Source organism: Paracoccus aestuariivivens (assembly GCF_009711225.1).
In the GTDB taxonomy this organism is placed as follows: Bacteria; Pseudomonadota; Alphaproteobacteria; order Rhodobacterales; family Rhodobacteraceae; genus Paracoccus; species Paracoccus aestuariivivens.
This window is the reverse complement of record NZ_WMIE01000001.1, coordinates 31,893-58,304: the sequence shown is the minus strand read 5'-3', so window position 1 is coordinate 58,304 and position 26,412 is coordinate 31,893. Positions and strand designations below refer to the sequence as shown.

The following is a 26,412-nucleotide window of genomic DNA, read 5'->3' as shown; positions in this document are numbered from 1 at the left end:
CCGTTTTGCAATGTGCGATCTAGACGACCGTCACATCCAGAGTCACTTCCGCATTCAGCACCTTGCTGACCGGACAGCCTTTTTCGGCCTTGCGGGCACAATCCTCGATCACGGCAGCATCGCCATTGCCCGAGATCTTGGTGACCAGATGGGCGGTCTTGATCGAGAAACCGTCGCCATCCTTGTCCAGACCGATCTGCGAGGTGGTCTCGATGGTGACGTCGGTCACGCCGGCCCCTTGCAGGATCATCGACAGCGCCATGCTGAAGCACGCAGCGTGTGCCGCACCGATCAGTTCTTCGGGATTGGTGCCGGGTTTGCCTTCAAAGCGGGTGTTGAAGCCATAGGGCTGGTCCGAAAGCACACCCGACTTGGTGGAGATATAGCCCTTGCCGTCCTTGAGGCCGCCTTCCCATTTCGCTGAGCCGGAATTGACGATCATTCTCTGTCTCCTTCATGGCTGAGTTCCGTGCCCTAACGCACCATGCCCCGCTATGGTTCACAGCGTTGGCGCAGGCACTGACGGATAAGTCATTTGTCGAACCGCGCATGTTACGGCTTGATAAACCGCGACAATGGAGGAGGTGAAATTTTGCGACATTCTATCCTTGCCTGTGCGTTTGCCGCGCTGGTTGCGGTTCCTGCGGGTGCTCAGGACCACGCCACCCATTCGGCAATGGATCATGGCCCGTCTCCCGCCTCGACCGAGGGGTACATGCAGGCGATGGACAAGATGCATCAGGATATGGCCATCGAGTATACTGGCGATGCCGATATCGACTTCATGCGGGGCATGATTCCGCACCATCAGGGTGCTATCGACATGGCCAGGGTCGCCTTGGAACAGGCCCAAGACCCCGAGGTTCGCAAACTCGCGACCGAGGTCATCGCCACCCAACAGGCCGAAATCGAGCTCATGCAAAAATGGCTCGATCAGCACGATAAGCCGAACTGACCCTCGTTAAGGTGCTTAGGCCAGTAGCCGGTCGGCCTCGGCGATGGCAAAGCGGTCGGTCATTCCCGCGACGTAATCCAGAACGATGCGGGCGCGGGCGGTTTCGTCGGGCGCGATTTCGGCGGCGGCACACCAATGCTCGGGCATTTTCGAAGGATCGTGCAGGAACAGGGGGAACAGGCCGTTCAGCATCTCGGTCACCCGCTTCCGTTCGACCACGACCGAGGGCGCGCGGTACATGTGCTGGAACAAGAACAGCTTGATCGCCTTGAGATTCTGGTACAGCGGCTTCGAGAAGCGGATGATCGGCCCCTCCATGGCGCGGATATCCTGTGCGCTTTGCGGCTGAAGGCTGGTCAGGCGGTTCTGGGCGACGGCGATGACGTCCTCGACCATGACACCGAAAACACGGCGCAGGGCCTCGTGACGGCGGCGCATGGCATCAAGGCCGGGATGCAGCCGGTCAACCTCGGCAAAGGCTTCGCCGACGACGGGCAGTTGAGACAGGTCTTCCTCGGTGAACAAACCGGCGCGCAGCCCGTCATGCAGGTCGTGGTGATTATAGGCCACGTCATCGGCGACGGCGGCGACCTGTGCCTCGGCGCTGGCATTGGTGTGTAGTTCCAGATCCCATTCGGCGTTCACATCGGCCAAGGCATAGGGCAGGGGGCCGGTGACAGGACCGTTATGCTTGGCGATGCCCTCCAGACTTTCCCAAGTCAGGTTCAGCCCGTCGAAATCGGCGTAGTGCCGTTCAAGCTTGGTGACGATCCGCAGCGCCTGCGCGTTATGATCGAAACCGCCATAGGGCTGCATCAGCGCGGCCAGCGCGTCCTCTCCGGTATGGCCGAAGGGCGGGTGGCCAAGATCATGGGCCAGTGCCACAGTCTCGGCCAGATCGGCGTTCAGGCCAAGGACGCCCGCGATGGTGCGAGCGACCTGCGCCACCTCGATCGTATGGGTCAGGCGGGTGCGGTAGTAGTCGCCCTCATGCTCGACGAAGACCTGCGTCTTGTGCTTGAGGCGGCGGAAGGCGCTGGAATGGATGATCCGGTCACGGTCGCGCTGCCACGGGCTGCGGAAGGTGGACATGCGCTCGGGCCAGTGTCGGCCGCGGCTTTCTTCGGGCTGGCAGGCAAAAGGGGCCGTCATATCAATCTGCATTCCTTGCGGGGTCTATGCTTGAAGCCTATATTCCAGTTTCAAGGACGGAAACGGGAACGCCCCATGAACGTACAGTTAACGCTGCCCCCCAAGGTCACCGAGCGTGCCTTTGCTCGGCTGGCCGAAATCAATTCCGATGGTCCGGCGCGCCCGTTGCGGGTCGCGGTCGCCGGTGGCGGCTGCTCGGGCTTTCAATACGATATCCGGCTGGACGAACCTGCCGATGACGACCTGATCCTGCAGGGCAGCGGCCAGACCGTTGTCGTCGATCCGGTGTCCCTGCCGTTTCTGACCGGCGCGGTCATCGACTTCAGCGACGAACTGATCGGGGCGCGGTTTATCATCGAAAACCCGAATGCCAGCTCGTCGTGTGGCTGCGGAACGTCATTCTCGATCTGATCTGGTCTAACCGGGCGGGCACGGCTAGTCTGCCCGCCATGAAGATCGCGACATTCAACATCAATGGCGTCCGCGCCCGTATCGAAACACTGACCGGCTGGCTTTCCGAAGCCCGCCCCGACGTTGTCGTTTTGCAGGAGATCAAGTCGCAGGACGAAGCCTTCCCTGCCGAGCCGATCGCCGATCTGGGCTACAATATCGAGACCCATGGCCAAAAGGGCTTCAACGGTGTCGCCATCCTGTCGAAACTGCCGCTCGAGGATGTGGTGCGCGGCCTGCCTGGGGACGATACCGACGAGCAATCCCGCTATATCGAGGCGACCGTCGTCGGAAGCCGCGCCGTGCGGATCGCAGGGCTGTACCTGCCAAATGGCAACCCGCAACCGGGACCGAAATTCGACTACAAACTGGCATGGATGGAGCGGCTGCGCGCCCGCGCCCGTGTGCTTCGCGCCGACGAGATTCCGACCGTCATGCTGGGGGATTACAACGTCATCCCCGAACCGCGTGACGCCGCCAACCCCGAGAAATGGGTCGATGACGCGCTGTTCCAGCCGGAAAGTCGGGCGGCGTTACGGCGGATCATCAATGATGGCTGGACGGACGCGGTGCGGCTGCGCGATCAGGACAATTCGCGCGGCCCGTTCACATTCTGGGATTATCAGGCCGGCGCGTGGCAAAAGGACAATGGCATCCGCATCGACCATGTCCTGCTATCGCCTCAGGCCGCCGATTTGCTGATCGAGGTCGGCATCGACCGGGATGAACGCGCCAAGGACAAACCCAGCGATCATGTTCCGGTCTGGGTCGATTTGGACGCCTGAGCCTTAAACCCGATTCTCGTCGCCATCGTCGAGGATCTCGTCATCATCGCCGAACCGCGCATCGTCATCGGATTCATCCTCGCCCTCGCCGACATATTTGGCGGAAAGAGCGATCGAGTGATTGTCATGGCCGGGGTCCATGACGATGTCGGCCGGGATTTCTCCAGCCAGCCATTCACGGATCTCGTCCCTTGTCTCGGCGATTTCCTGATCTGTCACCTCCGAGATATATTTGATGAAAGCCCGCTGATCGCCGTCGATCTCTTCAAGCTCATCGACATCCGCCTCTGGCCATTTTTCAAGAATGGCCTCGAAAAAGGCGGACCAATTTTCGCTGACATGAACCCACTTCATCAGTAACCCGATCCTCCCATGTTCCCTTGTGCCCATTGCGCAACGCCGGTGATGTCCTCACCGACGCCCGAGACTGTGTTACATCCGGCCAACGCCAGAAGGGCGACTAGGGTTGCGATCCGCGTCAATTTCACTTCCTCTCTTCTTGCCACCAGGTTTCCGGCATGAAGCCGGGCCAATCCCCGTAAAGTGGCGTTTTCTCAGGATAATGTAGGTTCGAACGATGCGCCAAGCGCGAAATCGGCGAATAGCTTACGGGAATGACGTAGCGACCGGCGGTCAGGATGCGGTCCAAAGCCCGCACTGCGGCGCGGTAATCCTCTTGGGTGGTGGCATGGCCCATTTCGGCAATCATCGCCTCGGCGGCGGGGGATTTCATGCCCATCCAGTTCTTGGTTCCGGTCTTTTCGACACCGGCGCTGCCCCAATACAGCAATTGCTCATTGCCGGGGGACAGGGACAGGCCACGTTCATACCACGTCATGTCGAACTGGTAATTGTTCGTCCGTTCGACATATTGCGCAGAATCCAGCAGCGTCACCTGTGGGCGAATGCCCAGATTCCGAAGCGATTCCACAAAGATATCGACGATCTGCCGTGTTTCGGAACTGGAGCGCATGGCGCTGCCCGATTGGTTCAGCAAGATCTCGAAGGCAAAGGGGCTGCCTTGGGCATTGCGAAGCTGGCCGTCCTGTACGGTCCAGCCAGCCTGTTCGAGCAGCTTCAACGCGGCGCGGATTCCCGTGCGGTCAATCGCGCGTTCACCGCCCTCGGGTAAGGCGTATCCTTCAAGCGTGCCGGGGGTCAGTTCGGCGACAAAGGGGGCAAGCAGTTCCGCCTCGCGGCCCGTGGCGGGCCCCGACTTCATCGCCAGTTCCGAATTCGAGAAGTAGCTGGTGATCCGTGGGTCTTTGCCGCCTGATAGGGTCATATTGATAAAGCGATAATTGAACGCCTCGATCAGAGCCTCGCGCACCCGCCAATCGGCAAAGATCGGATTGCGGGTGTTCATCACCAGACCCATGATCCCCGAAGGGCGCTGGTTGGCGATTTCCGATTTCAGCACCCGCCCGTCGCGGACGGCGGGAAAGTCGAAATCGCGGTCCCAACGTGCGGCGACCAATTCGCGCCACATATCGGTCTCGCCCGCCTTGAACGCCTCGAACATGGCCGAGGCATCGCCGAAATAGTCGAACCGGACCTCGTCGAAATTGTGTAGCCCTTTGTTCACCGGCAGGTCACGACCCCAGTAATCGGGGTTGCGCTTGAACGAGATCGCCCGTCCGGCATCGACCTTGTCGATGACATAGGGCCCCGACCCGATCGGAGGCATCAGCCCGGACTGGCTGAAATCCTTGCCCTCCCACTGCGTCTTCTTCAGAATCGGGCGCATTCCCATCAGCAGCGCCAGTTCGCGATCCGCAGTGTTGAAGGTGAACCGGACCGAGCGCGGGCCGGTCTGCTCCATCTTGGCGACCTTGGACCAGACTGCGGTGTAACGCGGGTGGCCCTTCGTTCCCAAGGTCTCGTAGGACCACATCACGTCTTCGACAGTGACAGGCGTGCCGTCCGAGAAACGTGCCTCGGGGCGCAGGGTGAATTCGACCCATGTCCGGTCAGGATCGGTATCGACGCTTTCGGCCAGTAGTCCGTATAGCGTGAACGGTTCGTCGATCGAGCGCATCATCAGGGATTCGGTCAGCAGGCCCGGCTGGGTAAAGATCGGCCAGACCGGATTGCCCATCAGAATCCATGGATTGAGCGAATCGTAGGTTCCCGACTCGGCCAGTCGAATCGTGCCGCCCTTGGGCGCGTCCGGATTGGCATAGGGCAAATGCTCAAAACCGGGTTTGAGCGCGGGTTCTCCATACATTGCAATGGCATGCATGGGTTCGGCAGAGCTTGCCAGCGGCATCGCTGCAACACACACGGCAAAGGCGAGTGACCGCCAGATCGCGGATTCGTTAGAGAATTTGTAGAATCGCATGCTCGATCGCCCTGTTTTTCGGGTCTGTGGTTTTGTCACGGATCAGATTAGCGATCCCTTCGCCCTGTGGCAAACTTACCCATTGGACTCAACAGGTGAAAAGCGTATAGATAAAGCACTGCTCGATAGGTTTCTTGCCTGTATGAAACCTGCCTCATGACTCGCGCCCGCCCTGTGCGGGCGCTTTTTTCTTTGGCGATTGCAAGGCTCTGCGTCGTAATCGGGCGATCTGACATCCCAGTGACGCGGATTGCGACCTCACGAAAAGATGTAGTCGGGCGGCCCTTTTGCGGCCATTTGCTAAGGCTTGTGCCGTAACGGGATTTTACACATGCTGCCGCCTCATGGCTGAGGAGGGTGTCGGCAGTGTTTGCAAAGTTTCTGGGTGGCAAGACGGCGGTGGTTACGGGGTCCAATTCGGGTATCGGATTGGGAATCGCGACCGAATTGGCCCGAGCCGGGGCTGATCTGGTCCTGAACAGCTTTACCGATCGTGACGAGGATCATGCCCTGGCCGAGTCGCTGGCCGCCAAGCATGGCGTCAAGGTGCGCTACATTCAGGCCGACATGTCGAAGGGGGGCGAGTGTCGTGCGCTGATCGAAAAGGCCGGCAGTTGCGACATCCTAGTGAACAATGCGGGCATCCAGCATGTCGCTCCGATTCCCGAGTTTCCGGCCGAAAAATGGGACGCGATCATCGCGATCAATCTGTCCTCGGCTTTCCATACGACCGCAGTTGCCCTGCCCATGATGCGTAAGTCGGGCTGGGGGCGGGTCATCAATGTCGCCTCGGCGCATGGCCTGACGGCAAGCCCGTTCAAATCGGCCTATGTCGCGGCCAAGCATGGCATCGTCGGTTTCACCAAGGTCACGGCGCTCGAAACCGCGAGAGAATCGATCACCTGCAATGCGATCTGTCCGGGCTATGTCCTGACCCCGATCATCGAACAGCAGATCCCCGACCAGATGAAAACCCACAACATGAGCCGCGAAGATGTCATCGCCAAGGTCATGTTGCAGCGCCAGCCCTCGGGCGAGTTCGCCACCGTCGATCAAATCGGCGGAACGGCGGTCTTTCTGTGTTCGGCTGCGGCCAATCAGGTAACCGGCACGACGATTTCGGTCGATGGTGGCTGGACGGCGCTGTGATCCGTCGCTGATGCCTGTCCGGCCGCAGCCGCTATAAGCACCCGTCGGGGTCTAGCGGCGGCGGATCAACTCGCGCAGAGTGCAGGCCGGACCTTCGCCGGGCAGTTGGCGGCTTGCAAGTTCCAGCCAATCGGCCTCGTTGAAGTCCGGAAAAAAGGCGTCGGCCCCGAGAATCTCCAGATCGACTTCGGTCAGCAGCAGGCGGTCGGCCAACGGTAGCATCTCGCGGTAGATCGCCTCGCCGCCGATGCCGTAGATGCGGTTGTAACCGGCCTTTGACGCCATGTTGACGGCCTCGTGGACCGAGCCCGCGACATGCTCGGACAAATGTGCATCACGCGTCACGACAATATTCAACCGGTTCTTCAGGGGCTTGAAGGGCAGGCTGACCCATGTCCGGCGGCCCATGATGATGGCACCACCGGTGGTCTCGCGCTGGAACATTTTCAGATCCTCGGGCGAGTGCCACGGGATCTCGTTGTTCTTGCCTATGGCTCCGTTGCGGGCGCGGGCGACGATCAGGCTTAGCATCAGACGGCCACCGGTGCCTTGATCGCAGGCGCGGGATCGTAATCGAGAAATTCGAAATCCTCGAAGCGGAAATCGAAAATCGACTTCACGTCGCGGGTGATGCGCAAACGGGGCAGGGGGCGTGGTTCCCGTTCAAGCTGGGTCTGCACCTGCTCGAGATGGTTCGAATAGATATGCGCATCGCCCATCGTGTGAACGAAATCGCCCGCCTCATAACCGGTCACATGTGCCAGCATATGGGCCAGCAACGCGTAGGAGGCGATGTTGAACGGCACGCCAAGGAACATGTCGGCCGAGCGTTGGTACAGTTGCAGATGCAGTTTCCCGCCTTGCACACGCACTTGCCACAGCGTGTGACAAGGCGGCAGGGCCATCTGGTCCACCTCACCGGGGTTCCATGCGGATACGATCAGTCGCCGTGAATCGGGGGTCTTGCGGATCCGCTCGACCAGTTCGGCAATCTGGTCGACCTCGCCCACGACGACGCGGCCATCCTCTTCGCGCACGGTCGGGAAATGTCGCCATTGATGGCCATAGACCGGACCCAGATCCCCATTCTCGTCGGCCCATTCGTCCCAGATCGAGACGCCGTTTTCCTTGAGATAGCGGATATTCGTGTCGCCTGACAGGAACCAAAGCAGCTCATGCACGATCGAGCGCAGGTGCAATTTCTTGGTGGTCACCAGCGGAAAACCATCGGCCAACGGATAGCGGCATTGCATGCCGAAATAAGATATCGTGCCGGTCCCCGTCCGGTCGGTCGACGGGGTGCCCTGCGTCAGCACAGTTTGCAGCGCGGAATGATATTGGCGCATGGGCGGATTCCTCGTCCAGTCGAAGTGTCGGTAGGCATGGGCTAACCCAAAGCAGGGTCCAATGCAAAATAACGATATAAACTATTGCATCAGTCGTGTATTATGGTCCGATGTTAGCGAAGGGGGCCAAGAGTCAGATGACCCAGCTTTCCGACAAGGTTCTGGACCTGCTGTTCCTGTTCACCACCTGTTGCGGCAAATCCGAATTGCGCAGCCTTCAGTCGATGCAGCGTGCTGCAATCTGTCCGGTCGGCTGGACCGCACGGGCAGCAGGGCCAAGCTGGTTCCTGATCTGGAGTCAGGACACCGCCCGTTTGATCCGGACGCGTACCATCCTGTTGCCACGGCGTTGGATCGGGCTGTCGCGGTCGGAATGTCTGGCGCTGGCGTCTGAGCAATTGGCGCGGATCGAGGATTCCGCGCCAAACCCGCGCACAAGTCCGGTCTTGCGCGACGCCCGACACCGGATCGGAGCGGTGCTGGCGCGCCATTGGTGATCAGGCTGGCCAACCTGCTGCTGTGGCATCGACGGCGACGACATAAAGGCTTGTGGTCGCGGTGATGAACAGGCGGTTCCCCCTTGGCCCGCCGAAACAGATATTCGAGACGACCTCGGGCACCAGAACTTTGCCGAGAAGCGCTCCGTCCGGCGCAAAAACATGCACCCCATCCGCGGCCGAAGACCACAGGTTTCCTCGCGCATCGCAGCGGATTCCATCGGGCAACCCCTTGTCTATCATCGCGAAGTCGCGGCCATTGCCGACAGTGCCGTCTTCGGACACGTCGAAAACGCGGATCACCGGCGGTACGTCGGGATTATGGCTTGAGCCCGACTCGGCCACGTAAAGCAGGCGTTCGTCGGGTGAAAAGCACAGGCCGTTCGGCTGGGTGAAATCGGTGACCACGGCGACCGGATCGCCTCCTTCCGGCGAAATGCGATAGACAAAGCTACCATCCTGTTCCGGTGAGGCGCGGTATCCCTCGAGGTCGGACAGGATGCCATAGGTCGGGTCAGTGAACCAGACGCTGCCATCCGAACGCGCGATCACGTCATTGGGCGAGTTCAGCCGCTTGCCCGCATGATGCGACGCCAGAACCGTACGTCTGCCGTCATGTTCGGTGCGGGTCACTGCCCGCAACCCGTGATGGCAGGTGACCAGACGCCCCGACGGATCGCGGGTGTTTCCGTTGCTGTAATCGGAATCCTCGCGGAAGACCGTACAGCCCGTCTCCGCCGTCCAACGCATCATCCGATGCGCAGGAATGTCCGAAAACAACAGCATCTGCGCGGCGGGAAACCATACCGGTCCCTCGGCCCATTCGAAGCCGCTGCCGATCTGACGAAGCTGGGCATTGGGGTGGATCAGGCTGCGAAAACGCGGATCTCGCTGGTCGTAAATGCTCATAGGCGGGCCTTTCTGCCGCTGGCGGCGGCGACAATGGCGATGATGATGATCCCGGTAGACAGCAAGCGAACGCCTGCTCCAAGACCGTAAGAGTTCAGCATGGATACAATGAGATACATGAACAGCGCGCCGGCCCAGATACCCGGCACGTTCGAATTGCCGCCCGCGATCGAGGAGCCTCCGATCACGGTCACGGCGATGGACATCAGCAGGAACTCGGCCCCCATGTTCAGCGCGGCCCCGCCCGAGAAACACGCCAGCAAAAAGCCGGTCAGCCCTGCCATGATGGCGCAGATCACATAGGTCGTGGCGCTGACGCGAGCGGTGGGAACGCCTGCCAACCGAGCCGCGCGCGGGTTCTGTCCGATGGCCGAGATACGCCGCCCGAAGCCGCTTTGGTTCAGCAAGACCCAGAAGCCGAAGCTGATGATCAGCGCGACCCAAGCAAGGTTAGGTATGCCCAGAAGTGCCCGTCCGGTGGTGAAATCGGCCAAGACCTGAGGCGGTTTGATCCGCAGGCCCCGGTTCGACCAGATCGCCAAGGACTGGTACAGAAAGCTGGCCGAGAGTGTCGCGATGATCGGCGGGATGCGCAGCAGGCGGATCAAGGCGAAATTCGCGACACCGACGCCCGCACCGATGGCCAGCGCCGACACAAGCCCCGCCAGAACGATCAGTCCTGCCGAACCCGTCATCCCTCCCATCAGTTTCAGCGACAGGGTTGCGGCCAGCGTCATCGTCGCGGGGATCGACAGGTCGGTGTTTCCCGGCCCCATTGTGATGACCAGCATCTGCCCCAGCCCCGTCATCACCGAGAAACTGCCGAAGGTCAGGGCGGCGACGGCCAGCGCGGTTCCTCCGGCCCCTCCGGCGCTGAGCGACCATGTGGCGCAGAAGGCCGCGATTGCGGCGACCCATGCCCAGAACCACGGCGCCTTGTGGATCATCGTCATGACCGTTTCTCCGCCTGACGGACCACCAGTCGCGCGGCCAGAACAAGGATCAGGATCGCGCCCTGCGCGCCGATCTGCCAGTCGGGGGAAAGGCGCAGGAACGACAGGAAGCTGCCCGCCAGAGTCAATGTCAGCGCCCCGATCACCGCTCCCACGGGCGAAACGCGGCCTCCGGTGAATTCGCCTCCGCCAAGGATCACGCCCGCGATCGACAGCAGCGTGTAGCGCAGCGCGATATTCGCATCGCCCGAGGTTGTCAGCCCGACCAGCGCCATTCCGGCCAGCATTGCAAAAATCCCCGCCAATCCATAGGCCGAGGCGCGCAGAAGGACGGTTGACCGACCCGAACGCGATACCGCCCGCGCATTGCCGCCAAGCGCCCGCAGTTTCACGCCGAAGCTTGATCGCATGACGATAAGATGCGCGACCGTCGCGATCAGGACGCTTGCGATGATGGCGACCGGAACGAATGGCGGCTTGGCCTTCATGATCGCGGTCAGCCAGACCGGAGCCGTTCCTCCGGGCGAAGGTAGGATCAGGACGGCGGCCCCTGACCAGACGAAGGACATGCCTAAGGTTACGACGATTGCGGGCAATTGCCGGATCTCGATCAGCGCGCCAAGGGCGGCGTAGACCAGCACGCAGCCGACCAGCATGGCGATGCCCAACGCGGGATCGGTAGGCAGGATGGCGGCGGTGATACAGGCGATCAGGCTGACGAATGCCCCCATCGACAGGTCGATATCGTTGACCATGATGATGATCATCTGCGCCACGGTTGCCAGCGCGATCGGGACGGCCAGATTGAACAGAAGATTGATCCCGACATAGCTCATGGCGCGGGGTTGCAGCCAGAACACGGCGGCGATCAACACGGTCAGCGACAGGACCGGCAAGACAAGGCGGGGACTGACGGATCTCACGCGGCGTCCTCATCGAATTGGAACGAGGCGGCTAGGATGTTTTCCTCGGAGATGCGGTCGCCTTCCAGCTCGGCCGAGATCGTTCCGTTCCGGAAAACAAAGACGCGGTCGCAGTTGCGGATCTCGTCCATCTCGGTCGAGTACCACAGGAACGTGCGACCCCGGGCGGCCTCGTGGCGGATCATGTCATAGACCTCGGTCTTGGTGCCGATATCGACGCCGCGCATCGGGTCGTCCATGACGATCACCCCAGCGGTGGTGGCAAGCGCACGGGCGAACAGCACCTTCTGCTGGTTGCCGCCCGAGAGCGACAGGATGGGATTGCCCATGTCGGGGGTGCGGATGCCGATCCGGCGCTGCCATTCCGCGCCGATTGCGGCTTCTTTCGCTGTGTCGATCAGACCCCATCGCGTCAGCGTATCCAGTGCGGCAAGGGTCAGGTTGCGGCGGATCGACCAAATCGGCATCAGCCCGTCGCGTTTGCGGTCGCCCGCGACAAAGGCTGCGGCGGGTCGTGCCGCACCGTGCCAGTCCGAACTTTGCGACAGATAGAACCGCGCCAGTGCCTCGGCCTGTCCATGCCCCGCAAGTCCGGCAAGGCCAACGATTTCGCCCTTGCGGGCCTCGATTCCTTCGGGAGTGCGCAGGATGGCCTGTGACTTGTCGCCAAGCGCGCGGGCCAAAGCGGCTGGGCTGGGCTGGACGTCGCTTTCGGTCACATGCCCCATCGCATCGACCAGCCCCTGTCGGGTGAATTGGCCAGCCGGACGCTCGGCGATCAGGCGTCCGTCACGCATCACGACGATGCGAGAGGCGGTGTCGAAAATCTCGCCCATCATATGCGAGATGAAGATCACCGCTCCGCCCTCGGCACAGAACCGGCGGATATGGGCCAGAAGTTGCGCCGCGATCGAGGCATCCAGCGACGATGTCGGTTCGTCCAATACGACCAGACGGGCAGGGCGGAGGCCATCTGCGAAGCCGATGGCGATCTCTACCATCTGCTGTTCCGCCAGCGTCAGGTCGATGACCAGACTGTCGGACCTGATACGATGTCCGGGGAAAATGACGTCCAGCGCCGATCTGATCCGGTCCGCCGCGCGACGCCGCCAGCCAAGGCCAGTCAGATCCCTCTGCACAACAGAAAGGTTCTCCAGCACGGTCAGGTTCGGGCAAAGCGTACCCTCCTGCGAGATGGCCCGAATGCCTGCCTCCAGATGGTTGGCCGCACCGGCATAGCGCACCTGTCCTTCGGTTGGTGCGAAAAGACCGGTGATAAGATTGACCAGCGTGGATTTGCCCGCGCCGTTATGGCCGACCAGACCAAGACATTCGCCCGCGGCGATCCGCAGATCGACGTGATCCAGTGCCTTGAGGGCCCCGAAGCTTTTCGAGGCGCCCAGCAGTTCCACGACCGGGACGGCTTGCGCCCCGGTCTGGTCGTCCCCTGTCCGTACGACCATTACTTCGATCCGGCGATTACTTTCTTCGCGTCGTCCTGACTGTAATCGACATTGGTGACACCGCCTTCGGGCGTGTCTTTAAGTGCCTGATCCAAGGTATCCTGCGTGACCGACAGGAAGGGCACTGTCAGTTCCTTGGGCACGTCCTGCCCGTCAAGGATTTGCTGGGCGACCCAGAACGCCAGCGTGCTGACCCCCGGTGCGATCGAGGTCGACATCGTCTCGTATTGATTCGCGTCGCGCTGCTCGCCCCACCATTTCAACTCGTCCTGACGATTGCCCATGATGATGATCGGCGTCGGGCGACCGGCAGCAGCAAAGGCCTGCGCCGCGCCATAGCCGTCCCCGCCCTGTGTCACTACGGCCGCGATTTCCGGCAGCGATGGCAGGATGCCCGCCACGGCCTTTTGCGCCACGTCCTGGGCCCAGTCACCATTGACCGAGCCGACGATCTTGAAGTTGGCGTTGGCCTTGACGCCTTCCTCGATACCGGCATGGATCTCGTCATCGACCGAGACACCGGCCAGCCCGCGGATCTCTAACAGGTTGCCGCCTTCGGGCAGGCGCTTGGCCAGATATTCGACCTCGTCGCGGCCCATCTTGACGAAATCGACCTTGACCCGCCATGCGCAGGGCTCGGTCACGATCCCGTCAAAGGACACCACGGTGATCCCGGCATCGCAGGCTTCCTTGATCGCGCCGTTCAACGCCGTGGGCGAGGCGGCGTTGACGACAATCGCGTCATAGCCCTGCAGGATCATGTTCTGGATCTGGGCGGCCTGTTCGGTGGCCTGGTTCTCGGCGGTGGTGAACGCATCGGCACTGGCGACCGCACCATCGGCGACGGCTTTGTCCGTCACGCGCTTCCAGCTTTCCAGCATCGCCTGCCGCCAGCTGTTTCCGGCGTAATTGTTGGACAGGGCAATTTTCTTATCGGCCGTGTCGGCCATGGTCTGCGTGCCCAGCAGCAGACCTATCGTGGTGGCAGTCAGCAGCAATCCCTTGCAGGTCATGTCCTTCTCCTCCCCTGTTCTGGCCCCTCTCCCAAAGGGCCCTCTCTCCTCGGGCAGGATAGGCAAGATCGCCCTTCTGCCTAGAGGCCAAATTCATCGTCTACGACAATACGGTCAGCCCGCGTCGATCCGTTCAAGATAGGGTAGCGGCGCGGGCTGGATCATGTCCTGCACCGCTTCGATCCGCAGCAGCGAACGGCGGCGCGAGATGCGCAGATGCGCGATCAGTGCGCCCTTGGCTCCGTCGATATCGCCCGCACGCAGCCGGTTCACCACTTCCAGATGCTCGGCCAGAAACGGTTCGGTCCCGAACAGTTCCAGCGTCAACTGGTACAGCATGTGATGCGCGATCAGCAGGGACTGCGGCAGGCTGATCGCGCGGATCAGCGCGTCATTGCCGCAATAGCCCAGCAGTTCGACATGCAGCCGGTGTTCGAGGTAATCCAGCAGACCCGCATCGCGCTGCGCGCCCTTTTCCATCGCGGCTTCCAGTTCGTCCCGCATTGCGTCGAGCAGGCCAGCGGGCAGATGGGGTAGCGCCTTTTCCATGGCCACCGGCTCCAGCAACCAACGCAGTTCGAACAACTGGTCCATATGGTGCGCGGTCAGCCCCGGCGCGAACCAGCGCCCGCGTTCGTCCTTGTCGATGATGCCGCGGTTCTGCAGGCGGCCGACGACATCGCGGGCGATGGTGCGGCTGACGCCGTGATGACGCGCCAGCGCTGCCTCGTTCAGCCGCCAGCTGCCCAGCGAGCTTCGCGACACGATGGCCAGTTCGATTTCGGGATAGATCCGTTCCCAGCCAGTCTGAGCGGTCAGGCGCAGACCGGAATGCTCGGGTAGGGGGGCATCTATCGGAAGGGCATTCGTCGTGACGCGGAAACGCCCCGATTCCTGTTTGGCCAGCAGGCCAAGCCCGACCAGAACCTCCAGTGCCTTGCGGGCTGGCGCACGACTGATGCCGAATCGTTCTGCCACGCCAACTTGCGTCAGCGCGCGGCCATCGGGCAGCAGGCCACGCGCGATCTCATGCGAAAGCGCGTCGGCGGCCTGCTGATACAGGCGCGAGGCGGGACTGGATGTTTCTGGCCGTCTGGTCATTGTGTCATCATCCGGCCTGTGCCTAGTGTATGCAAGGGACATTTTGGGAGCGAGGATATATGACCACCGACCAGCACATCGCCTTGCAGGATCTGGATCTGTTTTGCCGACATGCGTTTCTGGCGGTCGGGGCGGATCAGGCAACCGCCGATGCCGCGACCCGCGCGATGCTGCACGGCACGACCTTCGGCGTCGATAGTCATGGTGTGCGCCTGTTGCCGCATTATCTGAAAGCCTTGCAGGGAGGGCGCCTGAACCGTAGCCCATTGTTGCAAAAGGTCGGCGGTTTCGGCGCGGTCGAGGTTCTGGACGCCGACAATGCGCAGGGCGCGGTGGGCGCGTATCACGGCATGGACCGAGCCGTCGAACTTGCCCGCCAGTTCGGTCTGGGGGCCGTTGCGATCCGCAATAGTTCGCATTTCGGTCCGGCGGGGGCGTATTCTCTTGCTGCGGCACAGGCCGGTTTTATCGGGATAAGCTTTTGTAATTCAGACAGCTTTGTCCGGCTTCATGATGGAGCGATGCGGTTCCACGGCACAAATCCGATCTCGGTCGCCGTGCCGGTTCAGGGAGGTGATCCGTGGTTTCTGGACATGGCGACCAGCGCGATTCCCTATAACCGCGTGCAGCTTTACCGCAGCCTCGAGGTTCGATTGCCCGAGGCTGTTGCCTCGGATGCGGCGGGGGTGGATACGACCGATCCCAATGCGGCCGAGATGCTTGCTCCACTGGGCGGCGAGTTCGGCTTCAAGGGTGCGGCATTGGCCGGAGTGGCCGAGATTTTCAGCGCCGTGCTGACCGGCATGAAGCTGAGTTTCGACATCCTGCCGATGGGCGGCCCCGATTTTTCCACGCCGCGGCAGATGGGTGCATTTGTCCTTGCGCTGAACCCCGAAGCGTTTCTTGCCCCAGAAAACTTCGATGCCGGTATGCGGCGTTATCTTCAGGTTTTGCGTGACTCGCCCGCGCGTCAGGATTGTCGGGTGATGGCGCCGGGGGATCGTGAATGGGAAATCTCTCGGATTCGGGCCGAAAAGGGCGTGATCTTGGACCCCGTGACCGCAAAAGAGTTTCGTGTCTTGGCGGAAACCTTGGGGATTGCTCCACTGGCCTGACCAGTCGAAAGGGACAGTTTCGCTGCATGGCAGCAATAAAAACAGGGAAATCGTATCAGAAAATTCTTGACCGAGTCGCCAAACCGTTTCTAGTCTGCAATTGGTCAAACCAGTTTGACCCCAGCGCCGCGAGGAGGCGGCGCAGGACCGGAGGATACATGCTCAACGACACCCGCCCCCGCCGACAATACCGGCAGGTGGCCGACCAGATCATGGCGCTTGTCGCCACTCAGGCGCTTGCGCCGGGTGAGCGGCTGCCGTCCGAACGTGATCTGGCCGAGCTGCTCAGCGTCTCGCGCCCGTCGCTGCGCGAGGCCCTGATCGCGCTCGAGGTCGAGGGGCATGTTGAAATCCGCATGGGCTCGGGGATCTATGTCGGTCCGAATCCGGCTCCCGAAGGCAGTGCGATCAGCACCGATTCCGAAGGGCCACTCGAGATCTTACAGGCGCGATGCATCGTCGAAAGCGCCATCGCCGAAGAGGCCGCGCGTCATGTCACCCATGAACTGGTCACGCGGCTGGATGATAATCTGAACGCCATGGCTGCGGCGCTGAATGATCGTGCACAGGCAATTCTGCTGGATGGTCAATTCCACATAGCGATTGCCTCGGGCGTGGGGAACTCGGTGCTGGCAAACTTTACCGCGCAGATCTACGAAAAGCGGCTTTCTCCGTTTTTCATGCAGTTTTCGACCCGTTTCGAAGGCCCGCGCACATGGCGTCTGGCCCTGTCCGAACACGGGGCGATCCGCGACGCGATTGCGGATGGCGATGCTTCTGCCGCGCGTGAGGCGATGCGCCATCACCTGACCGAGTCGCAACGACGTTTTACCGAAAGCTTTCTGGTCGAACGAAATCAGGGAGCCTGACTGCCAAGAAGAAGACTGAACTCAACGCTACTGGGAGGATATGCATGAAGTTCACGATGAAAGGCCTGATGGGGGCCGCCGCCATGCTGATGGCAAGCACCATTGCCGCTCAGGCACAGACGGCGCTGAAATGGGCGCATGTCTACGAGACATCCGAGCCGTTCCACACCGAATCCGTCTGGGCCGCCGAAGAAATCGCCAAACGCACCGATGGTCGCTACAAGATCGACGTCTTTCCGGCCTCGCAGCTTGGCAAGGAAGCCGACATCAACCAGGGCCTGAAACTGGGTACGGTCGATATCATCATCTCGGGTTCCAGCTTTGCCTCGCGCGATTACAAGCCGATTGGCGTGACCTATTACCCCTATATCTTCCGCGATCCGTCGCACCTGATCGCCTATACCAAAAGCGACGTCTTCAAGAAGCTGGCGGCGGGCTATGAGGAAGCCTCGGGCAATCACATCACCGCTGTGACCTATTACGGCACGCGCCAGACCACGGCGAACAAGGACATCAAGTCCTGCGCCGACATGAAGGGTCTGAAGATCCGCGTTCCCGACGTTCCCGCCTATCTGGCCATGCCGCGCGCCTGCGGGGCGAACACCTCGCCCATCGCTTTCGCCGAGGTCTATCTGGCGCTGCAAAACGGCACGGTCGAGGCTCAGGAAAACCCGCTGACCACCATCGAGGCCAAGAAGTTCTACGAGGTCCAGAAGAACATCGCGCTGACCGGCCACATCGTCGATCACCTGAACACGGTGGTCTCCAAGCAGCTTTGGGCCAGCCTGTCGGATGAAGACAAGAAGATCTTCTCCGAGGTGATGATGGAAGCCGCAGAACGTGGCACCAAGATCGTCGAAGAGCGCGAGGCTGCTCTAGTCGAGAAGTTCAAGGGCATGGGTATCGGCGTGACCGAGGTCGACAAGGCCGATTTCGAGAAGACGGTCCTCGAGAACGTCAAGATGGAAGACTTCGGCTATAACAAGGAAGACTGGGAAGCCATCCGCGCGGTCCAGTAACGGCAACTCCCCGGCGTCCGGCTGGTCCGCGCCGGGGACCCCCTCGAACAAAATCCGGAGCCATGACATGGCAGACCAAGATCACACGCCCATCAGCGTGGAAGAGATGGCGCATGCCTTCGAGGATGATGGCGGCCCCGTCGATCTTTCGCCCTATTCCATCGAGGACTGGATCACGCTTGCGGTCTTCTGGGCCATGGGGCTTTGCGTGTTCCTGCAATTCTTCACCCGCTATGCCCTGAACAACAGCCTGACCTGGACCGAGGAAATCGCGGCGAACTGCCTTGTGATCATCGTGTTCCTTGGCGCGGTCATGTGCGTGCGGTTGTGCCGCCATATCGTGGTGGATCTGCTTTTCAACTTCCTGCCGCGAAAGCTGGGCCGCGCCATCGAGATCGCGGTCGATGTCATCTGCATCGGCTTCTTCGGCTACATGTCGTGGCTGATGTGGCGCTATATCGGCGTCGTCGGAACCGAGCGCATGGTGACCGTCGATCTGCCGCGCGGCTTTGTCTTCTATACCGTCTTCGTGGCCTTCGTGCTGATGCTGCTCCGCTCGGTCCAGAATTTCGTCCGCGACATGACCAATCGGAAAACCGTCCGCGAGCAGGCGGCCGAAACCGGCTATTCAGGAGTCTGAGCCATGCTGCTGCTGATCGGATTGTTCTTGCTGTTGATGCTGATCGGCGTGCCGGTCGCGGTGTCGATGGCGGTGGCCTCGCTGGCCTATATCGGGGTGTATAACGTCGCCCCCGACATCATCGCGGCGCAACGCATGATCGCAGGGGTCGAAAGCTTCCCGCTGATCGCTGTGCCGTTCTTTATCCTTGCGGGCAACCTGATGAATATCGCGGGTGTCACTGGCCGGATCTATCACTTTGCCCTGTCGCTGGTCGGCTGGATGAAGGGCGGACTGGCGCAGGTGAATATCATCGGCTCGGTGGTCTTCTCGGGCATGTCCGGCACGGCCCTGGCCGACGCCGCGGGCATCGGTACCATCGAGATCAAGGCGATGAAGGATCACGGCTATCCGGTCGAGGCGGCCGTCGGCGTCACCGCTGCATCCGCCACTTTGGGTCCGATCTTCCCGCCCTCGCTGCCTTTTGTAATCTACGGGATGATGGCCAATGCCTCGATCGGGGCGCTGTTCATGGCGGGTATCCTGCCGGGCATCGTGATGACCGTGCTGATGATGCTGACCGTCTATATCTTTGCGCGCCTCAAGGGCTGGGGGTCGGACACGCCGTTCGATCTGAAGCAACTCATGGGGGCCTCTATCGAGGTGCTGATCGTCCTCAGCTTCCCCGTCGCGATCTATCTGCTGGTGCTGGCGGGTCTGTCGGTGAACGTGGCCGTGCTGATCGGGCTTTCGGCGCTGATCGCACTGGATTGGTATTTCGACTGGCACGCGGTCATGGCGCTGATGGCACCTGTCCTGCTGATCGGCGGCATGACCATGGGCTGGTTCACCCCCACCGAGGCCGCCGTCGCCGCCGTGATCTGGTCGCTGTTCCTTGGGCTGGTGCGCTACCGGACCATGACCTTCCGCAGCCTTGCCAAGGCGTCGTTCGACACTATCGAGACCACGGCTTCGGTTCTGTTCATCGTCACCGCCGCCTCGATCTTTGCATGGCTGCTGACGGTCAGTCAGGCGGCGCAGATGTTCTCGGACGGGATGTTCGCGCTGACCGATAACTGGTGGACCTTCCTGATCATCGTGAACGTGATCCTGCTGATCGTCGGCGCGTTTCTGGACACGATTGCGGCGATCTCGATCCTTGTGCCGATCCTGATGCCGGTCGCGGCGCGTTATGGCATCGATCCGGTCCATCTGGGCATCATCGTGACGCTGAACCTGATGATCGGGTTGCTGACGCCTCCGGTCGGGATGGTGCTGTTTGTGCTGTCGCGGATTTCCAAGATGTCGGTCGAACGCACGGCGCTGGCCATCCTGCCGTGGATGATCCCGCTATTCGTCGCGCTGTTGCTGATCACCTTCGTTCCGCAACTGACGCTGTGGCTGCCGACGCAGCTTGGCCTGATCAGGTAGGAGAGACAGCCATGCAAACGCGGGTAGCACGGCTTTACGGAGCCCACGACCTTCGTGTCGAAACCCAAGAGGCAACGCGCCCCGGTCCCGGACAGGTGTTGCTGGCAATGGCTGCAGGCGGGATATGTGGCTCGGATCTGCACTATTACCACGACGGAGGCTTCGGTCCCGTTCGGGTCCGTGAGCCGATCATCTCGGGGCACGAGGCGTCGGGTCGCGTGATCGAGGCGGGCGAGGGGGTCGATCTGGCCCGCGGCACGCTGGTCGCGGTCAGCCCATCCCAGCCTTGCGGGAACTGCGAGTATTGCCAACGAGACATGCCTATCCATTGTCTGGACATGCATTTCATCGGCTCGGCCATGCGCCTGCCGCATGAGCAGGGGATGTTCCGTGACCTGATGACGGTTCCCGCCCGTCAGGTCCATGCCTTCCCCGAAGGCGTGACCGAGGGCGAGGCCGCTTGCGCCGAACCCCTCGCCGTCTGCCTGCACGCGGTGGCGCAAGCCCCCGACCTTTCCGCCAAGCGGATCATGGTCACCGGGGCCGGGCCGATCGGTCTGCTGGTTCTGGCCGCCCTGCGCCATCACGGCGCGGATGAGGTCATCGTCACGGACCTGACCGATGCCGCACTTGATCGTGCCCGCGCGATGGGCGCGACCAGCACGATCAATGTCGCCAGCGAACCCGACGCGCTGGAGCCACTGCAAAAGGAGAAGGGCCAGATCGACCTGATCTTTGACTGCTCGGCGGCGGGTCCGGCGCTGCGCACCGCTTTCACCGCGATCCGCCCGCGTGGCACGATCATTCAGGTCGGCGTCACCGGCGACATGACCATCCCGCTCAGTGCGCTGGTGGGCAAGGAAATCACCTGGCGCGGCTCGCAGCGTTTCCATGCCGAGTTCGCTCAGGCGGTCAGTCTGATCGGCGCTCGGGCCATCGACGTGCGCCCGATCATCAGCCACAGCCTGCCGCTTGAACAGGCGCGCGAGGCCTTCGATCTGGCCTCGGATCGCAGCATCGCCTGCAAGGTGCAACTGACCTTCGCCCATGAGGAGCCGTTCAAATGAAATACACATGGCGCTGGTTCGGCCCGGTCGACAAGGTGACGGTCCGTGACGCCCTGCAGGCCGGGGTGCATGGTATCGTCAGCGCGCTGCATCATGTCCCGACCGGCGAGGCTTGGACCGTCGAAGGCATCCGCCAGCGACAGGATGAGGTCATGGCCGGCGGCCTGACTTGGGACGTGGTCGAAAGCGTGCCAGTGTCAGAAGACATCAAGACCCAGACCGGCGACTGGCGTACCCATGTCGCGAATTGGCAGGAAACCCTGCGCCGTCTCTCGCAATGCGGCATCCGCACGGTTTGCTACAATTTCATGCCGGTGCTGGACTGGACCCGCACCGATCTGCGCTGGGAGACGCATCAACACGCCCGCGCCATGCGTTTCGACCTGCCCGATTTTGTGGCCTTCGATCTGCATATCCTGAAGCGTCCCGGCGCTGCCGAGGACTACCCCGAAGCCCTGCGCGACGAGGCCGCCCGCCGCTTCAAAGCCATGTCCGACGCCCGCATCGCCGAGCTTGGCCGCAATATCGGCGCGGGCCTGCCGGGCTCGGCTGATGGCTACACGCTCGACCAGCTTCTGGCAAAACTGCGCACCTATCAGGGCATCGACGCCAGCCGCCTGCGCGGCAACCTGGTCGATTTCCTGTCTCAGGTGGTTCCTGTGGCTGAGGAGGTCGGCATCAATATCTGCGCCCATCCCGACGATCCACCATGGCCGCTTCTGGGCCTGCCGCGCATCCTGTCGACCCGCGACGACTACGCCCATATGCTGGGGCAGGTGGACGCCCGTGCCAATGGCGTGACCCTGTGCAGCGGCTCGCTCGGCGCGCGGCCCGATAATGACCTGCCGCAGATCACCCGCGATTTCGCCGACCGCATCCATTTCGTCCACCTGCGCAATGTCACGCGCGAGGCCGACACCACCCCCTGTTCCTTCTTCGAGGATGAGCATCTCGAAGGTGGCACCGACATGGTCGAGGTCATCGCGGCGCTGCTTGCCGAGGAAAAGCGCCGCCGAGAGGAAGGGCGCGAGGATCACATGATTCCGATCCGCCCGGATCACGGGCAGGAAATCCTCGACGACCTGACCCGAGGCGCCCAGCCCGGTTATCCCGCCATTGGGCGCCTGAAGGGCCTCGCGGAGCTGCGCGGGATCGAGCGCGCGCTGTCCCATCCGCGTCTGGGGGCCATTGCATGAGCCATCTTTCCTCGCAATCCGTCCTGCCCGAGACGGTCGCCACGCCGCAATTCGACCGCGCGACGCTGTTGCCGGGCATCCTGCATCTGGGCTTCGGGGCATTCCACCGCGCGCATCAGGCGGTCTTCACCCAGCGCGCGTTGAACCTCGATCCCGACGCATGGGGCATTATCGCGGTGAACCTGCGCAGGGCGGAACCGATCCGCGATCTCGAGGCTCAGGACGGGCTGTATACCGTGATCACGCGCGGTCACGACGGCGACAGCGCCGAGGTGATCGGCGTGACCGAGAACTGGCTTTGCGCCTCCGACGATTCATTTGCGGTGCTTGGCCAACTAGCCGATCCCGCGATCCGCATCGTCACGTTGACCGTCACCGAAAAGGCTTATGGCATCGATCCCGCGACGGGCGGCATCGACCGCGCGCATCCGTCTATCGCTGCCGATCTGGCCAATCCGCAGCAGCCGACCGGCGCGGTCGGATTACTGGTCGCGGGGCTCGCCGCGCGACGGGCTGCGGATGTGCCGCCCTTCACGGTGCTATGCTGCGACAACCTTCCGTCGAACGGTCGGGTGCTGCGGCGGTTGGCGCTTGAATTCGCTGCCGCGCATGATCCCGAACTGGCGGATTGGATTGCCACCGAAGTGTCCTTTCCCAGTAGCATGGTCGATCGCATCGTGCCCGCCGCCACGGAGGCCACCCGCGACCGCGCCAAGGCGCTACTCGGGGTCGAGGATCCCCTGGCCATCGAGACCGAGCAGTTCATCCAATGGGTCATCGAGGATGATTTCCCGTTAGGTCGTCCGGCATGGGACAAGGCAGGCGTGGTTTTCGTCACCGATGTCGAACCCTACGAGAAGATGAAGCTGCGGATGCTGAACGGCACCCATACGCTGATTGCGCATCTGGGCATCCTGCACGGGCTCGAGCATGTCCGCGACGTGATGGCCGTTCCCGAACTGGTCATTCAGGCCCGCGCCCACATGGATGCCGCGCGTCTGACGCTGGATCCGGTGCCCGGCATTGATCTTGATCGCTATGCCGGGGATCTGATGCTGCGCTTCGCAAATCCCGCCATCGCGCATCGCAATATCCAGATCGCGATGGATACGACGCAGAAGTTGCCGCAGCGCATTTTTTCGCCCGCTTTGGATGCGTTGAACGCCGGACAGGACGTCACTCCGTTCGCGCGGGCAACCGGCGCGTGGATCGCCGCCATTGCGCAGCGGCAGGATGTCGATGACCCAAGGCGCGAGGAATTGCTGGCCGCAATACGCGCGATGTCTGCTGATGATCCCGTGGCGTCATTTCTGGCCCTGCCGGGACTAGTTCCCGCAGCCTTGGCCGATAGCGTGGCGTGGCGGCAAGCCGTCAACGAGGCCATCGCGAAACTCGTCCCACCGACCGAAAGGACCACGCCATGAAAGCGCTTATCTGCGAACAGCCGGGGCAACTGGCCCTGATCTCGCGGCCCGATGCCAAGCACACCGATGGCGAGGTACTGGTCCGCATCCGCCATGTCGGCATCTGTGGCACGGATTTCCATATTTTCGGCGGCAAGCACCCCTTCCTCGAATATCCCCGTGTGATGGGCCATGAACTGTCCGGCACGGTCGAGGAAGCCTCCGAGGACAGCCATCTGCGGGCCGGAGATCCCGTCTACATCGTGCCCTATCTCTCATGCGGGGTATGTCAGGCCTGCCGCATCGGACTTGGCAACGCCTGCTGCAACATCCGCGTCCTTGGCGTCCACACCGATGGGGGAATGGCCGAGCTGATCTCGGTTCCGGCGCAGAACGTCATTTCGACCGGAGATATCCCGCTGGAAGACGCCGCGATGATCGAATTTCTGGCCATCGGGGCGCATGGGGTGAAGCGTGGCGCGATCACCGCGCGCGACCGTGTGCTGGTGACGGGCGCTGGCCCTATCGGTATGTCCGCGATCATCTTTGCCAAGGCGCGCGGTGCGCATGTTACGGTCATGGACACGCGCGAGGACCGGCTGGCCTTCACGCGTGACAGGCTGGGCACCGATGCCATCATCTTTGCGGATGCCGACGCCGAGGCCAACGCCGCCCGCCTGACCAATAACGACTGGTTCGATGTGGTCATCGACGCGACGGGGGCGGCCCCTCCGATCGAGCGCGGCTTCGGCTTCCTCGCTCATGGCGCGCGCTATGTGCTGCTGTCGGTGGTGCGGCAGGATATCCGCTTCTCGGACCCCGAATTCCACAAACGCGAGGCCACGCTGATCGCCAGCCGCAACGCCCAACCCGACGATTTTGCCGAGGTTGTGGCCCAGATGCGGGCGGGCCGCGTCCCGACCCGCGCGTTGAACACCCATCGCGGTTCCCTCTCGGACGGGGTGCAGCTATTTCAGGATTGGTCGCGCCCCGAGGCGGGCGTCATCAAGGCCATCCTCGACCTATAAGGAGCGAAGCCATGTCAGCGCCACGCATCATCCGCCTGCGGCCCGAGGACGATGTCATCATCGCCACGCAACCCATTCCCGCAGGAACCAACCTGCCCGAGGAAGGTATCACCACGCTTGGCGACATTCCCCCCGGCCACAAGATCGCCACCCGCGACATTGCGGCGGGTGAGGCGGTCCGGCGTTACAACCAGGTCATCGGGTTGGCCTCGGCCCCGATCCGCGCGGGCGAGCATATCCATGTCCATAACCTCGCCATGACCGATGTGCAGATGGACCACGCCATCGGCGTCGATGCCCGGCCCACGGTTCCGGCGACGGAGCCCCTGACTTTCATGGGCTATCGCCGTCCCGATGGGCGGATTGCGACGCGGAACTACATCGGGATTATTTCGAGCGTGAATTGCTCGGCGCGGGTGGTGCGTTCCATCGCCGATCACTTCCGCCGTGACATCCGCCCGGAGGCATTGGCCGATTTCCCGAATGTTGATGGTGTCGTTGCGCTGACCCATGGCATCGGCTGCGCGGTCGATGGCAAAAGCGAATCCATGCGGATCGTGCGCCGGACGCTATCGGGCTTTGCCACCCATCCGAATTTCGCAGCGGTGCTGTTCATCGGGCTGGGCTGCGAGACGAACCAGATTTCGGAAATCATGGCGCAAGGCGGGCTGGCCGAGGGGGCCAAGCTGAAAGCCTTCACCATCCAAGATCAGGGCGGTACGACCAAGACCATCGAGCATGGCATTGCCCAGATCAAGGCGATGCTGGCCGAGGCCAATGCGGTGGCGCGTGAGCCGGTGCCCGTGTCTGAACTGGTCGTCGGGCTGCAATGCGGGGGTTCCGACGGCTATTCCGGCATCACCGCCAACCCGGCCTTGGGCCACGCGGTCGATATTCTCGTCAGCCATGGCGGCACGGCGATCCTGTCGGAAACACCCGAGATCTACGGTGCCGAACACCTGCTGACGCGCCGCGCCGCGACGCAGGAGGTCGGCGAAAAGCTGATCGCCCGCATCGACTGGTGGAAGGACCATACCGCGCGGGGCGGGGCCGAGATGAACAACAACCCCTCGGCCGGGAACAAGGTGGGCGGTCTGACCACGATCCTTGAGAAGTCGCTGGGCGCGGTCGCCAAGGCGGGCACGACCAACCTCCGCGGCGTCTATGAATATGCGGAACCGGTGACAGAGCATGGCATGGTTTTCATGGACAGCCCCGGCTACGATCCGGTTTCGGCGACGGGGCAGGTGGCCTCGGGGGCGAACCTGATCTGCTTCACCACAGGTCGCGGCTCGGCTTTTGGCTGCGTGCCCGCGCCCTCGCTGAAATTTTCCACGAACACGGCGACGTGGCGGCGTCAGGAAGACGACATGGACCTCAATTGCGGCACCATCATCGAAGGCGAGGCGACCATCGAGGAGTTGGGCGAGGTCATCTTCCAGATGATGATCGACTGCGCCTCGGGGATGAAATCGAAAAGCGAGCTTCTGGGCTACGGGCAGGATGAATTCGTGCCTTGGCAGATCGGGATCGTGACCTGAGCCACGGAAGTCGACATAACTTCAGGTGCTTGCGTAGAATCAGCGGAACTCCGATGCTGCGGTGATCTTTGCCACTCACAAGGGATT

The 26,412-nt window shown here is 62.0% G+C and carries 28 protein-coding genes; 15 read left to right on the top strand and 13 right to left on the bottom strand.

Annotated features, from left to right (window positions below; genetic code table 11):
* Positions 1-19 precede the first annotated feature (19 nt).
* On the bottom strand, positions 20-442 hold the full coding sequence (locus GL286_RS00280) for an OsmC family protein (RefSeq protein ID WP_155093560.1): 423 nt from the start codon (positions 440-442) through the stop codon (positions 20-22).
* Positions 443-592: 150 nt separating this feature from the next.
* Between GL286_RS00280 and copM the strand changes: the two genes are divergently transcribed.
* A complete protein-coding gene (gene copM, locus GL286_RS00275) occupies positions 593-955 on the top strand; it encodes a CopM family metallochaperone (protein ID WP_246184788.1) in 363 nt (120 codons plus the stop codon).
* Between the two features lie 15 nt (positions 956-970).
* On the opposite strand, the gene GL286_RS00270 is transcribed toward copM, so the two are convergent.
* Positions 971-2,107 carry a deoxyguanosinetriphosphate triphosphohydrolase gene (locus tag GL286_RS00270; RefSeq protein ID WP_155093559.1) on the bottom strand — a complete coding sequence of 379 codons (1,137 nt, stop codon included), beginning with the start codon at positions 2,105-2,107 and terminating at the stop codon, positions 971-973.
* Between the two features lie 75 nt (positions 2,108-2,182).
* Here GL286_RS00270 and GL286_RS00265 point away from each other — a divergent pair, with 75 nt between their 5' ends.
* Both GL286_RS00265 and xth read left to right on the top strand, forming a co-directional pair.
* Positions 2,183-2,518: a HesB/IscA family protein gene (locus GL286_RS00265; protein ID WP_155093558.1), complete on the top strand. Its 336-nt coding sequence runs from the start codon at positions 2,183-2,185 to the stop codon at positions 2,516-2,518.
* Positions 2,519-2,556: 38 nt separating this feature from the next.
* Entirely contained in the window at positions 2,557-3,342 is a 786-nt protein-coding gene (gene xth, locus GL286_RS00260; protein WP_155093557.1) for an exodeoxyribonuclease III, read from the top strand.
* Between the two features lie 3 nt (positions 3,343-3,345).
* Here xth and GL286_RS00255 read toward each other — a convergent pair whose 3' ends face one another.
* The 3 genes from GL286_RS00255 to GL286_RS00250 are packed head-to-tail and all read right to left on the bottom strand — an operon-like array spanning position 3,346 to position 5,683.
* Positions 3,346-3,696 (bottom strand): hypothetical protein, encoded by a 351-nt coding sequence (locus GL286_RS00255; RefSeq protein ID WP_155093556.1) that lies wholly within the window; start codon positions 3,694-3,696, stop codon positions 3,346-3,348.
* Positions 3,696-3,824 carry a hypothetical protein gene (locus tag GL286_RS22760; protein ID WP_281352066.1) on the bottom strand — a complete coding sequence of 43 codons (129 nt, stop codon included), beginning with the start codon at positions 3,822-3,824 and terminating at the stop codon, positions 3,696-3,698. The genes GL286_RS00255 and GL286_RS22760 overlap by 1 nt, the downstream gene beginning before the upstream one ends.
* Before the next feature lie 2 nt (positions 3,825-3,826).
* On the bottom strand, positions 3,827-5,683 hold the full coding sequence (locus GL286_RS00250; RefSeq protein WP_155093555.1) for an extracellular solute-binding protein: 1,857 nt from the start codon (positions 5,681-5,683) through the stop codon (positions 3,827-3,829).
* Between the two features lie 366 nt (positions 5,684-6,049).
* Between GL286_RS00250 and GL286_RS00245 the strand changes: the two genes are divergently transcribed.
* Entirely contained in the window at positions 6,050-6,832 is a 783-nt protein-coding gene (locus GL286_RS00245) for a 3-hydroxybutyrate dehydrogenase (RefSeq protein ID WP_343038797.1), read from the top strand.
* 51 nt (positions 6,833-6,883) lie between these two features.
* Here the strand turns inward: GL286_RS00245 and GL286_RS00240 are convergent, their stop codons facing one another.
* Together GL286_RS00240 and GL286_RS00235 are read right to left on the bottom strand one after the other, a co-directional pair.
* Positions 6,884-7,363, bottom strand: a complete 480-nt coding sequence (locus GL286_RS00240; protein ID WP_155093554.1) for a dihydrofolate reductase — start codon at positions 7,361-7,363, stop codon at positions 6,884-6,886.
* Entirely contained in the window at positions 7,363-8,178 is an 816-nt protein-coding gene (locus GL286_RS00235; RefSeq protein WP_155093553.1) for a thymidylate synthase, read from the bottom strand. Before GL286_RS00235 ends, GL286_RS00240 begins: the two co-directional genes overlap by 1 nt.
* Before the next feature lie 137 nt (positions 8,179-8,315).
* On the opposite strand from GL286_RS00235, the gene GL286_RS00230 reads away from it, so the two are divergent.
* A complete protein-coding gene (locus tag GL286_RS00230; protein WP_155093552.1) occupies positions 8,316-8,675 on the top strand; it encodes a hypothetical protein in 360 nt (119 codons plus the stop codon).
* Here GL286_RS00230 and GL286_RS00225 read toward each other — a convergent pair whose 3' ends face one another.
* From GL286_RS00225 to GL286_RS00200, 6 genes are all read right to left on the bottom strand, one after another.
* Positions 8,676-9,584 carry an SMP-30/gluconolactonase/LRE family protein gene (locus GL286_RS00225; protein WP_155093551.1) on the bottom strand — a complete coding sequence of 303 codons (909 nt, stop codon included), beginning with the start codon at positions 9,582-9,584 and terminating at the stop codon, positions 8,676-8,678. It lies immediately after the preceding gene.
* Positions 9,581-10,537: an ABC transporter permease gene (locus GL286_RS00220; RefSeq protein ID WP_155093550.1), complete on the bottom strand. Its 957-nt coding sequence runs from the start codon at positions 10,535-10,537 to the stop codon at positions 9,581-9,583. Before GL286_RS00220 ends, GL286_RS00225 begins: the two co-directional genes overlap by 4 nt.
* Positions 10,534-11,460, bottom strand: coding sequence for an ABC transporter permease (locus GL286_RS00215; protein ID WP_343038795.1), 927 nt, complete (start codon positions 11,458-11,460; stop codon positions 10,534-10,536). Before GL286_RS00215 ends, GL286_RS00220 begins: the two co-directional genes overlap by 4 nt.
* Positions 11,457-12,923, bottom strand: a complete 1,467-nt coding sequence (locus GL286_RS00210; protein ID WP_155093549.1) for a sugar ABC transporter ATP-binding protein — start codon at positions 12,921-12,923, stop codon at positions 11,457-11,459. Before GL286_RS00210 ends, GL286_RS00215 begins: the two co-directional genes overlap by 4 nt.
* Positions 12,923-13,936: an ABC transporter substrate-binding protein gene (locus GL286_RS00205; protein WP_155093548.1), complete on the bottom strand. Its 1,014-nt coding sequence runs from the start codon at positions 13,934-13,936 to the stop codon at positions 12,923-12,925. Before GL286_RS00205 ends, GL286_RS00210 begins: the two co-directional genes overlap by 1 nt.
* Before the next feature lie 114 nt (positions 13,937-14,050).
* Positions 14,051-15,037 carry a GntR family transcriptional regulator gene (locus tag GL286_RS00200; RefSeq protein WP_170294994.1) on the bottom strand — a complete coding sequence of 329 codons (987 nt, stop codon included), beginning with the start codon at positions 15,035-15,037 and terminating at the stop codon, positions 14,051-14,053.
* A 59-nt stretch (positions 15,038-15,096) separates the two neighbouring features.
* Between GL286_RS00200 and GL286_RS00195 the strand changes: the two genes are divergently transcribed.
* The 10 genes from GL286_RS00195 (at position 15,097) to GL286_RS00150 (ending at position 26,325) form a co-directional block, all read left to right on the top strand.
* Complete coding sequence (locus GL286_RS00195) at positions 15,097-16,152, top strand: Ldh family oxidoreductase (RefSeq protein WP_155093546.1); 1,056 nt, start codon at positions 15,097-15,099, stop codon at positions 16,150-16,152.
* Positions 16,153-16,310: 158 nt separating this feature from the next.
* Complete coding sequence (locus GL286_RS00190; RefSeq protein WP_155093545.1) at positions 16,311-17,021, top strand: FadR/GntR family transcriptional regulator; 711 nt, start codon at positions 16,311-16,313, stop codon at positions 17,019-17,021.
* Positions 17,022-17,065: 44 nt separating this feature from the next.
* Positions 17,066-18,040: a sialic acid TRAP transporter substrate-binding protein SiaP gene (locus GL286_RS00185; RefSeq protein ID WP_155093544.1), complete on the top strand. Its 975-nt coding sequence runs from the start codon at positions 17,066-17,068 to the stop codon at positions 18,038-18,040.
* Between the two features lie 67 nt (positions 18,041-18,107).
* The gene (locus GL286_RS00180; RefSeq protein WP_155093543.1) at positions 18,108-18,680 is read left to right on the top strand and encodes a TRAP transporter small permease; all 573 of its coding nucleotides are present in this window, start codon (positions 18,108-18,110) and stop codon (positions 18,678-18,680) included.
* A 3-nt stretch (positions 18,681-18,683) separates the two neighbouring features.
* On the top strand, positions 18,684-20,090 hold the full coding sequence (locus GL286_RS00175; protein ID WP_155093542.1) for a TRAP transporter large permease: 1,407 nt from the start codon (positions 18,684-18,686) through the stop codon (positions 20,088-20,090).
* 11 nt (positions 20,091-20,101) lie between these two features.
* A complete protein-coding gene (locus tag GL286_RS00170) occupies positions 20,102-21,157 on the top strand; it encodes an L-idonate 5-dehydrogenase (RefSeq protein WP_155093541.1) in 1,056 nt (351 codons plus the stop codon).
* Positions 21,154-22,353 (top strand): mannonate dehydratase, encoded by a 1,200-nt coding sequence (uxuA, locus tag GL286_RS00165; protein ID WP_155093540.1) that lies wholly within the window; start codon positions 21,154-21,156, stop codon positions 22,351-22,353. Before GL286_RS00170 ends, uxuA begins: the two co-directional genes overlap by 4 nt.
* Positions 22,350-23,777 carry a mannitol dehydrogenase family protein gene (locus GL286_RS00160; RefSeq protein WP_155093539.1) on the top strand — a complete coding sequence of 476 codons (1,428 nt, stop codon included), beginning with the start codon at positions 22,350-22,352 and terminating at the stop codon, positions 23,775-23,777. Before uxuA ends, GL286_RS00160 begins: the two co-directional genes overlap by 4 nt.
* Entirely contained in the window at positions 23,774-24,784 is a 1,011-nt protein-coding gene (locus GL286_RS00155; protein WP_155093538.1) for a zinc-binding alcohol dehydrogenase family protein, read from the top strand. The genes GL286_RS00160 and GL286_RS00155 overlap by 4 nt, the downstream gene beginning before the upstream one ends.
* Positions 24,785-24,795: 11 nt before the next feature.
* Positions 24,796-26,325, top strand: a complete 1,530-nt coding sequence (locus tag GL286_RS00150) for a UxaA family hydrolase (RefSeq protein ID WP_155093537.1) — start codon at positions 24,796-24,798, stop codon at positions 26,323-26,325.
* Positions 26,326-26,412 lie beyond the last annotated feature (87 nt).

What these genes read in the sequence shown, in the direction of transcription:
- GL286_RS00280 (WP_155093560.1), bottom strand. Translation starts at nt 442, where the DNA reads ATGATCGTCAATTCCGGCTCAGCGAAATGGGAAGGCGGCCTCAAGGAC.
- GL286_RS00270 (WP_155093559.1), bottom strand. Translation starts at nt 2,107, where the DNA reads ATGACGGCCCCTTTTGCCTGCCAGCCCGAAGAAAGCCGCGGCCGACAC.
- GL286_RS00265 (WP_155093558.1), top strand. Translation starts at nt 2,183, where the DNA reads ATGAACGTACAGTTAACGCTGCCCCCCAAGGTCACCGAGCGTGCCTTT.
- xth (WP_155093557.1), top strand. Translation starts at nt 2,557, where the DNA reads ATGAAGATCGCGACATTCAACATCAATGGCGTCCGCGCCCGTATCGAA.
- GL286_RS00255 (WP_155093556.1), bottom strand. Translation starts at nt 3,696, where the DNA reads ATGAAGTGGGTTCATGTCAGCGAAAATTGGTCCGCCTTTTTCGAGGCC.
- GL286_RS00250 (WP_155093555.1), bottom strand. Translation starts at nt 5,683, where the DNA reads ATGCGATTCTACAAATTCTCTAACGAATCCGCGATCTGGCGGTCACTC.
- GL286_RS00240 (WP_155093554.1), bottom strand. Translation starts at nt 7,363, where the DNA reads ATGCTAAGCCTGATCGTCGCCCGCGCCCGCAACGGAGCCATAGGCAAG.
- GL286_RS00235 (WP_155093553.1), bottom strand. Translation starts at nt 8,178, where the DNA reads ATGCGCCAATATCATTCCGCGCTGCAAACTGTGCTGACGCAGGGCACC.
- GL286_RS00230 (WP_155093552.1), top strand. Translation starts at nt 8,316, where the DNA reads ATGACCCAGCTTTCCGACAAGGTTCTGGACCTGCTGTTCCTGTTCACC.
- GL286_RS00225 (WP_155093551.1), bottom strand. Translation starts at nt 9,584, where the DNA reads ATGAGCATTTACGACCAGCGAGATCCGCGTTTTCGCAGCCTGATCCAC.
- GL286_RS00220 (WP_155093550.1), bottom strand. Translation starts at nt 10,537, where the DNA reads ATGACGATGATCCACAAGGCGCCGTGGTTCTGGGCATGGGTCGCCGCA.
- GL286_RS00210 (WP_155093549.1), bottom strand. Translation starts at nt 12,923, where the DNA reads ATGGTCGTACGGACAGGGGACGACCAGACCGGGGCGCAAGCCGTCCCG.
- GL286_RS00205 (WP_155093548.1), bottom strand. Translation starts at nt 13,936, where the DNA reads ATGACCTGCAAGGGATTGCTGCTGACTGCCACCACGATAGGTCTGCTG.
- GL286_RS00200 (WP_170294994.1), bottom strand. Translation starts at nt 15,037, where the DNA reads ATGACCAGACGGCCAGAAACATCCAGTCCCGCCTCGCGCCTGTATCAG.
- GL286_RS00195 (WP_155093546.1), top strand. Translation starts at nt 15,097, where the DNA reads ATGACCACCGACCAGCACATCGCCTTGCAGGATCTGGATCTGTTTTGC.
- GL286_RS00190 (WP_155093545.1), top strand. Translation starts at nt 16,311, where the DNA reads ATGCTCAACGACACCCGCCCCCGCCGACAATACCGGCAGGTGGCCGAC.
- GL286_RS00185 (WP_155093544.1), top strand. Translation starts at nt 17,066, where the DNA reads ATGAAGTTCACGATGAAAGGCCTGATGGGGGCCGCCGCCATGCTGATG.
- GL286_RS00180 (WP_155093543.1), top strand. Translation starts at nt 18,108, where the DNA reads ATGGCAGACCAAGATCACACGCCCATCAGCGTGGAAGAGATGGCGCAT.
- GL286_RS00175 (WP_155093542.1), top strand. Translation starts at nt 18,684, where the DNA reads ATGCTGCTGCTGATCGGATTGTTCTTGCTGTTGATGCTGATCGGCGTG.
- GL286_RS00170 (WP_155093541.1), top strand. Translation starts at nt 20,102, where the DNA reads ATGCAAACGCGGGTAGCACGGCTTTACGGAGCCCACGACCTTCGTGTC.
- uxuA (WP_155093540.1), top strand. Translation starts at nt 21,154, where the DNA reads ATGAAATACACATGGCGCTGGTTCGGCCCGGTCGACAAGGTGACGGTC.
- GL286_RS00160 (WP_155093539.1), top strand. Translation starts at nt 22,350, where the DNA reads ATGAGCCATCTTTCCTCGCAATCCGTCCTGCCCGAGACGGTCGCCACG.
- GL286_RS00155 (WP_155093538.1), top strand. Translation starts at nt 23,774, where the DNA reads ATGAAAGCGCTTATCTGCGAACAGCCGGGGCAACTGGCCCTGATCTCG.
- GL286_RS00150 (WP_155093537.1), top strand. Translation starts at nt 24,796, where the DNA reads ATGTCAGCGCCACGCATCATCCGCCTGCGGCCCGAGGACGATGTCATC.